This window comes from Priestia sp. YIM B13489, from assembly GCF_042787645.1.
Classification (GTDB): Bacteria; Bacillota; Bacilli; order Bacillales; family Bacillaceae_H; genus Priestia; species Priestia megaterium.
In genome coordinates this window covers 95,709-108,064 of the sequence record NZ_JBHZOQ010000053.1, presented here as the reverse complement: position 1 = coordinate 108,064, position 12,356 = coordinate 95,709, and the positions used below count along the sequence as shown (strand labels likewise).

The 12,356-nt window shown below is 39.1% G+C and carries 17 protein-coding genes; 8 read left to right on the top strand and 9 right to left on the bottom strand.

Annotated features, from left to right (window positions below):
- Positions 1–112: 112 nt before the first annotated feature.
- The gene (locus tag ACFX4W_RS06440) at positions 113–658 is read right to left on the bottom strand and encodes a GNAT family N-acetyltransferase (protein ID WP_043981374.1); all 546 of its coding nucleotides are present in this window, start codon (positions 656–658) and stop codon (positions 113–115) included.
- 299 nt (positions 659–957) lie between these two features.
- On the opposite strand from ACFX4W_RS06440, the gene ACFX4W_RS06435 reads away from it, so the two are divergent.
- The 3 genes from ACFX4W_RS06435 (at position 958) to ACFX4W_RS06425 (ending at position 3,662) form a co-directional block, all read left to right on the top strand.
- Entirely contained in the window at positions 958–2,235 is a 1,278-nt protein-coding gene (locus ACFX4W_RS06435; RefSeq protein WP_043981375.1) for a glycosyltransferase, read from the top strand.
- On the top strand, positions 2,207–2,914 hold the full coding sequence (locus ACFX4W_RS06430; protein ID WP_241771379.1) for a TetR/AcrR family transcriptional regulator: 708 nt from the start codon (positions 2,207–2,209) through the stop codon (positions 2,912–2,914). Before ACFX4W_RS06435 ends, ACFX4W_RS06430 begins: the two co-directional genes overlap by 29 nt.
- Before the next feature lie 154 nt (positions 2,915–3,068).
- A complete protein-coding gene (locus ACFX4W_RS06425) occupies positions 3,069–3,662 on the top strand; it encodes a hypothetical protein (protein ID WP_097822801.1) in 594 nt (197 codons plus the stop codon).
- Between the two features lie 40 nt (positions 3,663–3,702).
- Here ACFX4W_RS06425 and ACFX4W_RS06420 read toward each other — a convergent pair whose 3' ends face one another.
- From ACFX4W_RS06420 to ACFX4W_RS06395, 6 genes are all read right to left on the bottom strand, one after another.
- Positions 3,703–4,056 carry a DUF1516 family protein gene (locus tag ACFX4W_RS06420; RefSeq protein WP_225049451.1) on the bottom strand — a complete coding sequence of 118 codons (354 nt, stop codon included), beginning with the start codon at positions 4,054–4,056 and terminating at the stop codon, positions 3,703–3,705.
- A 140-nt stretch (positions 4,057–4,196) separates the two neighbouring features.
- Positions 4,197–4,619 (bottom strand): NucA/NucB deoxyribonuclease domain-containing protein, encoded by a 423-nt coding sequence (locus tag ACFX4W_RS06415; protein ID WP_013057949.1) that lies wholly within the window; start codon positions 4,617–4,619, stop codon positions 4,197–4,199.
- A 140-nt stretch (positions 4,620–4,759) separates the two neighbouring features.
- Positions 4,760–5,224 carry a FixH family protein gene (locus ACFX4W_RS06410; protein ID WP_043981377.1) on the bottom strand — a complete coding sequence of 155 codons (465 nt, stop codon included), beginning with the start codon at positions 5,222–5,224 and terminating at the stop codon, positions 4,760–4,762.
- Positions 5,225–5,253: 29 nt separating this feature from the next.
- The gene (locus tag ACFX4W_RS06405) at positions 5,254–6,636 is read right to left on the bottom strand and encodes a PepSY-associated TM helix domain-containing protein (RefSeq protein WP_080781660.1); all 1,383 of its coding nucleotides are present in this window, start codon (positions 6,634–6,636) and stop codon (positions 5,254–5,256) included.
- Between the two features lie 131 nt (positions 6,637–6,767).
- The gene (locus tag ACFX4W_RS06400; protein ID WP_043981379.1) at positions 6,768–7,409 is read right to left on the bottom strand and encodes a response regulator; all 642 of its coding nucleotides are present in this window, start codon (positions 7,407–7,409) and stop codon (positions 6,768–6,770) included.
- Complete coding sequence (locus tag ACFX4W_RS06395) at positions 7,410–8,231, bottom strand: sensor histidine kinase (RefSeq protein WP_043981380.1); 822 nt, start codon at positions 8,229–8,231, stop codon at positions 7,410–7,412.
- A 222-nt stretch (positions 8,232–8,453) separates the two neighbouring features.
- Here ACFX4W_RS06395 and ACFX4W_RS06390 point away from each other — a divergent pair, with 222 nt between their 5' ends.
- Positions 8,454–9,287 (top strand): AraC family ligand binding domain-containing protein, encoded by an 834-nt coding sequence (locus tag ACFX4W_RS06390; RefSeq protein WP_043981381.1) that lies wholly within the window; start codon positions 8,454–8,456, stop codon positions 9,285–9,287.
- Between the two features lie 27 nt (positions 9,288–9,314).
- Positions 9,315–9,944 (top strand): LysE family translocator, encoded by a 630-nt coding sequence (locus ACFX4W_RS06385; protein WP_043981382.1) that lies wholly within the window; start codon positions 9,315–9,317, stop codon positions 9,942–9,944.
- A gap of 53 nt (positions 9,945–9,997) precedes the next feature.
- Here the strand turns inward: ACFX4W_RS06385 and ACFX4W_RS06380 are convergent, their stop codons facing one another.
- Positions 9,998–10,360, bottom strand: a complete 363-nt coding sequence (locus tag ACFX4W_RS06380) for a hypothetical protein (RefSeq protein ID WP_043981383.1) — start codon at positions 10,358–10,360, stop codon at positions 9,998–10,000.
- 201 nt (positions 10,361–10,561) lie between these two features.
- On the opposite strand from ACFX4W_RS06380, the gene ACFX4W_RS06375 reads away from it, so the two are divergent.
- The 3 genes from ACFX4W_RS06375 to cotJC are packed head-to-tail and all read left to right on the top strand — an operon-like array spanning position 10,562 to position 11,658.
- Positions 10,562–10,810, top strand: coding sequence for a spore coat associated protein CotJA (locus tag ACFX4W_RS06375; protein WP_013057939.1), 249 nt, complete (start codon positions 10,562–10,564; stop codon positions 10,808–10,810).
- Positions 10,807–11,067, top strand: a complete 261-nt coding sequence (locus ACFX4W_RS06370) for a spore coat protein CotJB (RefSeq protein ID WP_028409289.1) — start codon at positions 10,807–10,809, stop codon at positions 11,065–11,067. The genes ACFX4W_RS06375 and ACFX4W_RS06370 overlap by 4 nt, the downstream gene beginning before the upstream one ends.
- Positions 11,068–11,088: 21 nt before the next feature.
- Entirely contained in the window at positions 11,089–11,658 is a 570-nt protein-coding gene (gene cotJC / locus ACFX4W_RS06365; protein WP_013083974.1) for a spore coat protein CotJC, read from the top strand.
- Between the two features lie 60 nt (positions 11,659–11,718).
- Here the strand turns inward: cotJC and ACFX4W_RS06360 are convergent, their stop codons facing one another.
- Positions 11,719–12,087, bottom strand: a complete 369-nt coding sequence (locus ACFX4W_RS06360) for a nuclear transport factor 2 family protein (RefSeq protein ID WP_043981384.1) — start codon at positions 12,085–12,087, stop codon at positions 11,719–11,721.
- Positions 12,088–12,356 lie beyond the last annotated feature (269 nt).

The following is a 12,356-nucleotide window of genomic DNA, read 5'->3' as shown; positions in this document are numbered from 1 at the left end:
GAAAAAGATGCTTCGTTTAAAACGCGAGCATCTTTTTTTCAGTTTCAACTATTTAACTCTTTAAAATTCCTATGTTAAAACGACTCTATTACTTATTTCGCTAAAGCCCCCGTTACTTGAATAACTTATACCAGTATAAAGTGGTTCCAATAGTAGGATTATATGACTGCTTTAGTGTGTCAACTCCACCTAGTATGAATCCTTGTTTTACATAAAATCTGCATGCACCAAGATTATCATCTTGTGCTTCCAAGGACATTCCTATAAGTTTTCTTTGTTTTGCCCACTCTTCTGCTTTATTTAAGAGAAACTTTCCAACTCCGCTGCCTCTATAGTCTTTTTTAGTAGCAATGTTTTCAATATAACAGAAGCGATTGCAATCCTTAATGATTCTAATCTGTCCTATGCAAGTATTATTCATATAAGCTAAAAACAAAGCTTTATCCTCTCGGTTTATATATTGGCTCCAATCAAGTTTGTCATCTGGAAAACGTGTTTCTCTAGCTTCGTCAAAAAGAACTTCTTTATAAGACCACCTTCCTGATTGTAAACTGGGGACAACTCTGCCATATAGCTTAAAATAATCATTTGTCATATTGATATCCTCTATTAAGTCATTATTTAATGGAGAAATAATGAGTTTACTTTCACTGCCCAATAGTACACACTTCCTTTTATGATGTTTTGAAAATATTTTATTTAAGGATAAGTAAACCCTATCTTATTCAATATGACTGCCCGTTAGCTGAATAAGCCTTTCTTTATACAATACTATAAAAAGGAAATTTTCCCTTGCTATAATTAAAAGCAGCAATCCTTACAAAAAGCACCTTAGGAAAATAAAGGATAGTAATAAAAGCGACATAATTGTCGTTTTTACATTGACGAATCAATTCCAGGAGGTTACATTATATTAAAACGACAACATTGTCGTTTTAATATAAGGAGGCTGAAATGATGCTTATTACGATGTTAACAACGGGAACGCGGGGAGACACCCAGCCTTTTATGGCTTTAGGATTAGAGCTAAAAAAGAAAGGATACCGTGTACGAATTGCGGCTTCAGAAGCTTATCAAAACTTCATAAAATCGTATGGATTCGAATATGCCATGCTTCGAGGAGATGTTTCTAAAATTATAGAGAGCGGAGCAGCAGACGACGCGATTAATGCAGACAATCCTCTCAAATTTTTTTCAAGCTTAAAAAATGAAAAGATGATGGGTATGATGATGAATATACAAGAAGATTTGCACAAAGCATGCAAAGGAGCCGATGCAATTGTATATCATCCAGGTGCGGCAATTGGTTACTTTGCTGCTAAAGAGATGAATATACCAAGCATTCTAGCCAGCCCTTTTCCAATGACACCAACAAAAGACTATCCAGCTTTAATTTTTTATGATCGACCACGATTTGGAAAAATATATAATAAGCTGACGCATCGTATTTTTGAATGGGGATTTTGGAAAGTAGTAAATGGTCCTTTAAAAAAATATTGGGTTCAGCAGCATGGAACAGGACCTAACGATTTTTCATGCCCGTATCCAAAGCAGCGTACAGCAGCTAACCCAACCATTATTTCGTCAAGTCCCACTGTATTTTCCGTATCTAAAGATTGGCCTGAACACGTTCATTCCTACGGAAATTGGTTTATGGACAGTGACCATAGCTATCAGCCGGAAGAGAAGCTGGAAAGGTTTTTAAAGGCTGGAGAATCGCCAGTTTATATTGGATTTGGAAGTGTTGGTGATAAAAAAAACGCAGGCGAAACGACTGCTTTAGTGATTAAAGCCTTAAAACTTGCCGGGAAACGAGGTATCATCAATACAGGAGGAAGCGGAATGAATCACACAGAAGAGATAGCAGAAGACATTTTATTTGTAAAAGATATTCCTCATGAGTGGCTGTTTCCTAAAATGTCTGCCGTTGTTCATCATGGAGGAGCAGGAACAACAGCCGAAGGCCTCCGAGCTGGTGTTCCAAGTATTATTGTTCCTTATGGAAATGACCAATTCGCTTGGGGAAGAAAAATTCACGAGCTAGGAGCTGGAGCAAAAGCCATTCCGAGAAAAGAATTGACGGCTGAAAAATTATCCGCAGCCATTTCCTGTACGCAAGTTAATGAAATTCGATCCAGAGCACAAGAAATCGGAAAACAAATCCGAGCTGAAAAAGGAGCTGAAAAAGCAGCTCAGGTGATTATTGATGCACTCGAGACATTCGAAAATAAATAAAAAAGTAAGCGAGCGTGAAAAAATGCCAAAAGTAAGGGAAGGATACGCTGAAAAAAAGAAGCAAGAGATTTTAGAAGCAGCCAAAAGAGTATGCAAGAGCAAACCGGTGCATGATGTAGCCATGCGAGATATCGTTTTGGAAGCTGGAATGAGTCAGGGAGGCGTGTACAAATATTTTTCAAACCTTGATGAAGTATTTGTTGGACTTCTTAATCAAGAAAGCGTCAGCTATAAAGTAAAAGATAAAATTGAAGCCCTACTTCAGACAAAAAAAGATTCCTTTGAAATGTTGCATGATTTTATTATGTATATTGGAGAGCATATCCAAGAATCGATGACAGCAGGAGGAGAAATTTACTTTGAACTAGTAGCGTTGTATTCAAAAGACCCTCAGCGTTTTATGAAAATTGAAGATCAGCTAGTTGAAGTCTCTAACCTTAAATATATTCAAAAAAAGCTTCACGACTTTATTACGCAGCAAATAGAAGTAAAGAATTTCTCTCCGGCTGTACCAACAGATGATCTGCTAGCTTTTATGGCTACAGCGATCAACGGAATTACACAAAATCCAGCGCCGGTTTACAACGTCGATGAAAAGAAACAAGTTGCTGAGGCGGCAAACGTAGAACGGCATGTCAATACGCTTTCAATAGCCGTTCGAAAGCTATTAGGAGAATAAGTACAGCTGTAATATTAAAATGCATCTTATAATATTGCTAGCAGCGTTAAGTATATTTTTTAAAAAGATTTTTTCACTTCTCCGTCTCCTTTGAATAGTTTTGCAAAAATTAAGCATAATACGACTGCAAACTATATTTAAGGAGATGGAAAAAATGAAAAAAGGGCTTATCATTGCTTCTTCAGTTCTTTTTCTTTCCGGCTTAGCTGCATGTGGAGGAAATAAAGACAATAACGCAATGGACAATACTCAAAATGACTTACGCAACACTTCTACAAACGATGGAGTTAATAACAATATCCCAATGGATAACACTGATCAGCCGACAAAGTCAGTTGAAGCAGCACAAAATGTAGAAGATATGAAGGAAGTTGACGATGCATATGTGCTTCGCGATAATAATAACGCGTATGTAACGGTAGACCTAGCTGGAAATGACGCAGCGGACAACAATGATAACGGCAAGGTGAACACCGTAACGTATAACGGCGATACTTATCATGAAGTTTCAACTGATTTTGAGCAAAAAATTGCAGACCGCGTAAGAGAAGCAGATAGTAAAATCGACAAAGTATACGTGGCGTTTGTAAACACGGGCTTAGACAATATGAACAACAACAATAACGTACCTGGCGTAGATAAAAATGACAAGATGTATCGAGATGATGAAAAAGACAACAACCGTGATCCAGAAGATATTGTAGAAGATCCAAAAGATATGATGGATCGTAACAACAAAGATCAATAACATCAAAAAGGCCTCTGAATCATCAGAGGCCTTTGGTTCATTAACTAAGTTCAAGTAAAGAAATAAAAATCGGAAGAACACAGCAAGAAACGGCTGAAATAAAATCAAGCTCGTTCTGTTTTTTTGCAGAAAGCGTGAACTCCATCAAAATAATTGTCAGGATACTCATGAAAAGCGTTGCATAAAAAAGAAAATCGCGCTGACTTTCCACTAAAAACAACACCGCATTTAAAATCAAAATAACGGCATAAAGAAACTTAAGCAGCAAGTGAAGCTGCATGCTGAATTTATTCTCTTGTTTGTAGCGCAAGATATAAACAAAAAAGAAAATAAATAAAGTTAATTGCCATGAGGCAGGGAGTAGCTGCTGCCATAGATTGTCCAAGAAACTCATTCCTCCTATAAAACGATGATGCATATATGTAACACACACGTTTTTATTTTAAAAGTGAAGAGTATCTTTAGGCAAGAGCAATTTTTCATTTTTTATAGACTTTTAATATAAAAAAAGAAAGGTCATCACGACCATTCTTTTTACTTCACTTCAATTAAAACCTTCGTACCGTCAGGAAACTCGTCTACTTGATGGGAGATCCAAGACCCGGCGCCTCGGTTGTCTGAAGGCTTTACATATTCAATATCAGCACCGCTTCCGCCTTCTTCACAAAAGGCCATCGGAAACTCATCTCGGTCATAGCCGCTTTTAGTCGGAATACCTTTTAAAGACTCACGGCGGTTTTCCTCAGCCCCGTCTCGGTCAATTGTACAAACAGCCGATTTTCCTTTATCGATTGCATGTTGAATGTGCGCTGCAGTTTCAGGGTAACGATCAGCAGGGAAGGTAATTACTTCATCGTAGGAGGTATTCGTTGAAGAGTTCTGCTCTAACGGATTTCCTTCAATCATAACAATAACGGCTAATACTAAAATTAAAATACCAGAAACAATTTTTTTCAATCTGTAAAACTCCTTTATAAAACGTTTATCACTTTTATTTTAAAGTAATAAGAAAAAAATGTAAAAACATATAATGGAACTAGTCAAAATTCATAAGAAAAATATAAGCTCACGTACAGTCGCTGAACGTGAGCTTATGTCTAATGATGAGAGTGATGATGATGCGTTTCGTTTTCAGCTGGCTGCAGTGAACGTAATTCTTCTTTCGATAATTCGCCTACTGCGACTTGCTGAGTAGGAAGGATGTGTTCACCGCGCGCGTTAATATCCGTTTTAATATAGTAAATACCATCTTCCTTAAAGGTTGCTTTGGCTTTATACATACTGCCATCATAATGCGCTTTTACTATTTCAACTTTACCGGGAGCATCTTTTTTCCACACTTTAAACTGAACGCTTTTGGCATCATCCACCGTTTTATTTTCTTGCATTACGTGCACTTCTAGTACCTGTGTGCTCCGTGGTTTTATAGTTTCAGGAAGCATCACATGCGCAGACAGAGGCTTTGGCTGCTTGTAGAGCTTGTCTGCGTTACTGTTTACAGAGCACGCGGAAAGTAAAATCGTACTGAGTATGACCAATCCGGGTATTTTCCATTTGTTCATTGTTACTGCACCTCACATCGTTTCATGCATCATGCGTTTAAAAACCGCTTCAATGCTGGAATTCGTTTGATGACAAAGAAATCTAAAAGCCACACGATAACTAAGGACAGTCCGACTAAAGGAAAGACGAGACCAAACACCACGATTATACACGTCACAATGCGCATTGCATTTCCTTCAGGAACTTTAGGAGCGCCTATGTTTTTAGCTGGTTTTCGTTTCCACCACAGTAAGGCTCCGCTGATAGCAATACCAGCAATTCCGATACAAACAATGAGGCCCATAAGCTGATTTATAAACCCAAACTGTGTACCTTTATGAAGCGTAATACCAAGTGCAATCAATTTTCCCATAAATCCATAGTTATCGTACCGATAATCGGCTAACACAGCGCCGGTGTATTGATCAAGGTGAATGGTTGCTTCATCCTGAGCTCTTGGTGAAAATACAGAGAGCGTATACACGCCTTGAGGTTCTTGCGGAATAGAAATGGTATAGCCGTCGTGCATATGCTGTTCTTTTGCAATATCTACAATGTCATCAAGCGATACTTTTGTATATTGCGAAGCTGTGGAGTTTGGAACTTCTAACGTTTCAGCTCCCCAAGGCACGTCCGCTACATCTTTTGTTTGCACGGTTGAAGTAGGTGCACTGCCTACCCAAATAGACGGAGGGTACCCAACGCCTGCGTTTGTGGCGATTTGCTGAAACGCATTGCCCCACAGTCCTGACCACGGAAGGCCCGTTAGTACGAGAAAAAGCATACCAGCTGAAATCCAAAAGGCCGGTACCGCATGAAGGTCTCGTGCAAGCACGTTTTTACCTTTTGAAAAACGAGGAATCAGCACGCCTTTTATTTTGTCTTTTTTGCGCGGCCACCATAAAAAAGCACCGGTTACAATTAAGACAATCGCCCAGCAGGCCGCAAGTTCTACGATACGATCACCCGCTGTTCCTGCCATTAGCTCTCCGTGAAATTCTTCAATTTGATTCATTAAGCGACTCGAATCATCCAGTTTTCCTACAATGTGACCATTGTGAGGATTAACAAAAATCGTATATGTATGGTCTTTTAATGAGATTCCTACTTCTGAAGAACGAGTGGAGCGCTCACTGGGCTTATACGTCAACACGTCAGCGCCTGGATACTTTTCCTTTACAGCCTGCACTTGTGCTGAAGGGGATGTAGACTGTGATTGAGCTTGAACATGATACAAGTCGTGGTACAGTCTTTCTTCAATTTGAGGCCTGAACAAATACACGCCTCCAGTAACAGCTAATATAAGAAGAAACGGAGTAAACACTAAGCCCGCATAAAAGTGCCAGCGCCATATGGCTTTGTATAGGCCTTGAGAACGCGCCGTGCTTTTTTTAATTGTACTTGTTGTTTCTTCGCGCTTTTCCTGCATCATTTTTTCCTCCTTTTTACTAACGAATGTGCTTTCATTATAGAAGGAAAGGGAGAATTAGCCATCACTCCTGAGAGTGATTGTTGGGACTTATAAGAGGAAGCTGCTAATAAAAAAACAGCTCGTGAAAGCTGTTAGTTCATTAAGCCGTTTTGAAACGCATAGCTTGTCAGCTGCACGCGGTTTTCTAAATGAAGCTTGCTTAAAATATTTTTCAAATGGCTTTTTACCGTGTGTTCAGAAATAAATAACTGCGCGGAGATATCGCGGTTCGACAGTCCTTTAGCCACTAATTGAAGTACTTCAAGCTCTCGTGCAGAAAGGGGAGTGTCGGGTTTTTTTATCGATGTTTCTTGCGGAAACTCTTTTAAAATTTGAAACGCAATTTCCTTTGACATAGGAACTTCATCTAAAGCGAACGCACGCAAATAGTTGTACCACACTTCAGACTGCAGGTTTTTTAACAAATAGCCCTGTGCGCCTTTTTTCAGCGCATCAAATAAATCCGTAATATCGTCTGAAACCGTGATAACCACAATTTTAACGTACGGAAACCGAAGCTTAATTTGTTTTGTCGCTTCCAACCCGTCCATCACAGGCATTCCAATGTCCATTAGTACGATATCGGGCATTAATTTTTCGGTCAGTTCAATGGCTTCTTGCCCGTTGGTTCCTTCGCCAACAATAATAAAATCTTCATATTCTTCTAAAATATCGCGAATGCCTTCTCTCGCATGAGCATGATCATCTACAATCAAAATACGAAACGGCTGCATTTACATAACCCCCTTTTTAATGCTAACAATGGTTTGGTTCTGTTTTCGCTCAATGGAAAAGTCCCAGTTCATGTCCTTCGCACGATCTTTCATAATTTGTAAACCAAGCCCGGCCTTGAGAGATTCGGAAGTAAAACCTATACCGAAATCTGTAATTTCACAAATCCATCCGCTAGCCGTTTCACTGGCTGTAATCCAGATTTTATTTGTTTTTGCATGTTTAATGACGTTCATAGCCGCTTCTTTCACACAGGCAAACAGCTCATTTTTTTCTTTTCTGGACAGCGTTGTTTCTGACAGTCTCCAATCTAAATTTACATCTAGTAAATGAGTATGTGTTAAATCATCGACGTATTGATGAATGCTTTCAGTCCAGCTTTCTGAAGTGTCTAAAGGAGAGTGCTTTAAATTTGTAATTGCTTGGCGCGTATCGTCATGAACATGCTGCAGAGTTTGCTTCATCCGGATAAAATCAGGATCCTGCTCTAATTTGTTTTTTCTTCCGAACTTGTTCATTTTAACAGATAGGAGAAACAGCGACTGTGCAATGCCGTCATGCAGTTCACGAGCTAATTTTTCACGTTCAATAAGTGCTGCTTTCTTTTCTTTTTCTTGTCTTAGTTCCTCTTGCATTTTTTCTAAAATAGAAAATAAATAGCGGACAAATACAAGCGTTACAAAAAAGACAAGGAGCGGAGAAAGCACATTTCCCATATCCATTGAGATGTAAGGGAGCAAAAAGGCATGACGAACGTACTCCCAAAGCGCGATGGTCAGAGTTGGAAGAAGCAAAATCAGCCATTTAATTTGTCTATATTTCACGGTATCCCTTCTTTCGTCCATAAAATGTGTCTATATTTTATCATTTGAGCGGAAAATTACTAGAGGAAAGAAGAGAAATCACTCTTAAGAGTGATTGGTACCACCCCTAGCTGAACGGATAAAAGTAGTGGAAAAAAGTCTCATCTGCAATATCATACAAGAAAAATTTTTGAGTGAATGGTATGCTTAAAAAGCTTAGTATGTGACAAGGAGGGGGCATTGATGACAAAAGAAATTCGCACGGCGCACGTTGACGCCGATTTACATATTGAAGCTTATCGTTTTAAAGGGATTATGCAAAAGTTTCCTGCTCATTTTCACGAGTATTATGTGATTGGATTTATTGAAGAAGGTCAGCGTCATTTAATTTGCCAAGGCAAAGAATACATCATTAATCCAGGAGATTTGCTGCTGTTTAATCCGTATGATGTCCATAGCTGTGAACAAATAGACGGCAAAAAGCTTGATTATCGTTGTATTAACGTGACGCCAGAAGTGATGAAAAAAGCTGTTTTTGACATTAACGGCAGTGAAAGTCTTCCGCGTTTTAACAGCAGCGTGGTGCAAAGAAGTGATGCTGTCTCTAGTTTAAAAGAGCTTCATTTACAAATTTTAAATGGTGAACGGGAGTTTAAGAAAGAAGAGTTATTTTTATATTTGCTAGAAGAACTCATGCAGGATCATTCAAATCTTTCTTTTCTTTCGTCAGCCGTTGACACGTCCCATGAAATCACAACAATCTGCAGCTATTTGGAAGACAACTATACAAACAAGATCACGCTGGATGAGTTAAGTCAGCTAATTGGATGGAGCAAATACCGGCTGCTGCGCTCTTTTACAAAGCAAAAAGGAATCTCTCCATACAGCTACTTGGAAACAATTCGAATCAATCAGGCTAAAAAGCTGCTAGAGCAGGGGAAAAAGCCAATTGACGTATCCTTTCTAACGGGATTCAGTGATCAAAGTCATTTGACTCGATTTTTTAAAAGTCAGGTTGGGCTAACACCAAAACAATACATGAAAATATTTGAAAGTGAAAAGAAAACAGGATGCTAGTAATAGCTTAAAAGGGAGAGAAATACTGTGGATCATTTAGCTGCTTACATGCTGATGGCGCTGGTTATGTCGATGATACCTGGTGCTGATACAATTCTTATCATGAAAAATACGCTTCATCACGGAGCAAAAGCAGGACGTTTTACCATACTCGGCATGGCTACAGGCCTCACGTTTTGGACGTTAATTGCTGTGCTTGGCTTGTCTGTTGCTATTGCGCAGTCGGTGTATCTGTTTAACACGATTAAATACATAGGGGCAGCGTACTTATTTTACTTAGGCATCAGAATATTTCTGACCAAAAATACGCTCTCATTAGAGGCCATTTCAGAAGAAACAAAAACTGTAAAGTCTTCATCTAGTCGCTGCTATAGAGAATCATATATGCAAGGGGCTCTTAGTAATTTTCTTAATCCTAAAACGGTATTAGTTTATATTACGTTTATGCCACAGTTTATTAACTTGGATGCACACACAAATCAACAGCTGCTGATACTCGGTTTTATTCTGACGCTTATAGCGGTAGGGTGGTTTTTAATCTTGGTGTATGTAATAGATTACGTGAAAAAATGGTTTAAAAAACCGGTGTTTCAAAAAGCCTTTCAACGATGCAGTGGCGTGCTGCTGATTGGTTTTGGAATAAGAACAATAGTGTAATCGTAGTTAGTAAGCAAAAAAGCCTTATTGAAAAATAAGGCTTTTTTTTACGTTTAAAAACACGTAAACGAAACAATTTGTCGTGTATCCACACCGAAAATGGTCCAAAAACGTCCGTTCCATCTAAATCCTGCAACCGATCGCGGTCCTACAAAAATAGGAAAATACCAGAAGCTAGAGCCGTTTCTAAGCCATATGAACGTGTTGCGGAATAGACATAGAGAAATGGCTCCTGGGTCAACGGCAAATGGAGTTGCCGTTTGTTGAGCCGGAATAAATGCCGGCGGAGGGGAAGTTGGGGCTTGCTGCGGGCTAGGTGCAGGTAAACCGCCTGGTGGTCTAGGTGGACCGGGCGGGAGTTGAGGTCCAGGAAACCTTGTCGGGTACAAATAAAAATCCATGTAGTTAATGTCCATTTTTTAATCACCTCTATTTTTTATCACTATTTTATAAAGTATGAGAAAACTGCCTAAAGGGATTGGGCAATTACAGCGTTTTTTACATAGGTCTTTTTTATAAAGAAAAGTTTGGTTCCTAAGTCGGAAGTAAATTCCTTCATGAACTCGATAAAAGCTGAATAGGATAAAACAGAGTGTGTTTTTAGAGGAGGACTTTTCATGGATAACAATCCAAAAAAGATGTTTACACCGGTTAAGACCTATCAACCTTTCCACAGTATCTATGATCCTTGCCGGCCGATAGGAGTTAAATATTATTCTACACCGCCTCAATTATACATGGGATTTCAGCCGCCGAATCTGCAGCAGTTTTCACCGAAAGAAGCGCTAAAAAAAGGAACGCTGTGGCCGGCTTTTTGGGACTACTATGAAAATCCATACAAAGATAAGAAGAGGGATGAAGAATGAAAAATCTACCTCCGGAGTACTATCAGGATTTAGAAGAAATACAGGCGATTGATTTTGCACTAGTAGAATTAACGCTGTATTTAGATACCCATCCAAATGACCAGCAGGCTATGCAGCAGTTTAACGAATACGCGCAGCAGGCTATGCAGTTAAAAAGAACCTTTGAAACAAAGTACGGGCCGCTTCAGCAATATGGAAACAGCTATACCGACGGAAAGTGGAGCTGGGGAACAAGCCCTTGGCCATGGCAAATATAAGCAGATAAAGGCGGGAGCTATATGTGGGTGTATGAAAAGAAATTGCAGTATCCAGTGAAAGTAAGCACGTGTAATCCAACGCTTGCCAAATATTTAATGGAACAATACGGGGGAGCGGACGGAGAGCTTGCAGCAGCACTTCGTTATTTGAATCAGCGCTATACAATTCCCGATAAAGTTGTTGGACTGCTAAACGATATTGGAACAGAAGAGTTTGCTCATCTTGAAATGATTGCTACGATGATTTATAAGCTAACAAAAGATGCAACGCCGGAGCAGCTGAAGGCAGCGGGATTAGCAGAACACTATGTGAACCATGATAGTGCACTTTATTACAATAATGCTGCTGGGGTTCCGTTTACAGCTACTTATATACAGGCAAAAGGCGATCCGATTGCAGATCTTTATGAAGACATAGCTGCAGAAGAAAAAGCAAGAGCTACATATCAATGGTTAATTGATATATCAGATGATCCTGATTTAAACGATAGCTTACGATTTTTACGAGAAAGAGAGATTGTTCACTCACAGCGGTTCCGCGAGGCCGTGGAGATTTTAAAAGATGACAGAGACAGGAAGAAAATCTTTTAACGAGCAAAAGGAACATCCCTCTTAGTACAGGAGGGATGTTTTTTATTATGGCAGCGTCGATTATACGCTAGAACTGCAGTGACAAGAAACAACCTTTAATTTCCCTTCAACATCTTTCCAAACTCGCGTATAGCTGTATTCGCCTCCGATCGATTCACCGGTTGCCAGTGCCCCATTCAACGCTATTTTTGTAATCGTAACGGCAAGTTCTTGAAACAGTTTAACTTCTTGTTCCAACACTTCCATGCCCGCTATATCAAGACTTTTTGAACGATGAACATTTATATCTTCTTCTTTTGACAACCATTGCCCAAGGTGATTCACAAAAATAAGCTCATCTGAAAGTAATTCTTCTAATAGCTCTATGTTATTAGAAAGCATGGCTGAGCGAAGCATTTCTTCGTATTCTATAACTCTTGCTTGATTCATTTTTAATCCTCCTTTACGCCTTGTGTAACTCTTTTCTATTTCCACGTTGCTTTTCCTTTAAACTTCTGTCCTTAATAAGTTGTGCTAAATTATGTTAATAGAGGGGATAAGTGGACTAATTTTCTGTAAGCACTAAAGATTCTGAAAGACTCGGTTAATTACCTTTAAATGGTAGAAAGTTAGAGTGAAAGAACCTTTTCTTTCCACTTTTCTAGTTATCTTTTTACTATTAAGATGCAGTTTTTTATACTTGTAATTGTAGCGGAATG

Bases quoted from the DNA above. Each gene is read 5' to 3' on its own strand.
- ACFX4W_RS06435 (WP_043981375.1), top strand. From the start codon at position 958: ATGCTTATTACGATGTTAACAACGGGAACGCGGGGAGACACCCAGCCT.
- ACFX4W_RS06430 (WP_241771379.1), top strand. From the start codon at position 2,207: ATGCACTCGAGACATTCGAAAATAAATAAAAAAGTAAGCGAGCGTGAA.
- ACFX4W_RS06425 (WP_097822801.1), top strand. From the start codon at position 3,069: ATGAAAAAAGGGCTTATCATTGCTTCTTCAGTTCTTTTTCTTTCCGGC.
- ACFX4W_RS06420 (WP_225049451.1), bottom strand. From the start codon at position 4,056: ATGAGTTTCTTGGACAATCTATGGCAGCAGCTACTCCCTGCCTCATGG.
- ACFX4W_RS06410 (WP_043981377.1), bottom strand. From the start codon at position 5,224: ATGAACAAATGGAAAATACCCGGATTGGTCATACTCAGTACGATTTTA.
- ACFX4W_RS06405 (WP_080781660.1), bottom strand. From the start codon at position 6,636: ATGATGCAGGAAAAGCGCGAAGAAACAACAAGTACAATTAAAAAAAGC.
- ACFX4W_RS06400 (WP_043981379.1), bottom strand. From the start codon at position 7,409: ATGCAGCCGTTTCGTATTTTGATTGTAGATGATCATGCTCATGCGAGA.
- ACFX4W_RS06390 (WP_043981381.1), top strand. From the start codon at position 8,454: ATGACAAAAGAAATTCGCACGGCGCACGTTGACGCCGATTTACATATT.
- ACFX4W_RS06380 (WP_043981383.1), bottom strand. From the start codon at position 10,360: ATGGACATTAACTACATGGATTTTTATTTGTACCCGACAAGGTTTCCT.
- ACFX4W_RS06375 (WP_013057939.1), top strand. From the start codon at position 10,562: ATGGATAACAATCCAAAAAAGATGTTTACACCGGTTAAGACCTATCAA.
- ACFX4W_RS06370 (WP_028409289.1), top strand. From the start codon at position 10,807: ATGAAAAATCTACCTCCGGAGTACTATCAGGATTTAGAAGAAATACAG.
- cotJC (WP_013083974.1), top strand. From the start codon at position 11,089: ATGTGGGTGTATGAAAAGAAATTGCAGTATCCAGTGAAAGTAAGCACG.
- ACFX4W_RS06360 (WP_043981384.1), bottom strand. From the start codon at position 12,087: ATGAATCAAGCAAGAGTTATAGAATACGAAGAAATGCTTCGCTCAGCC.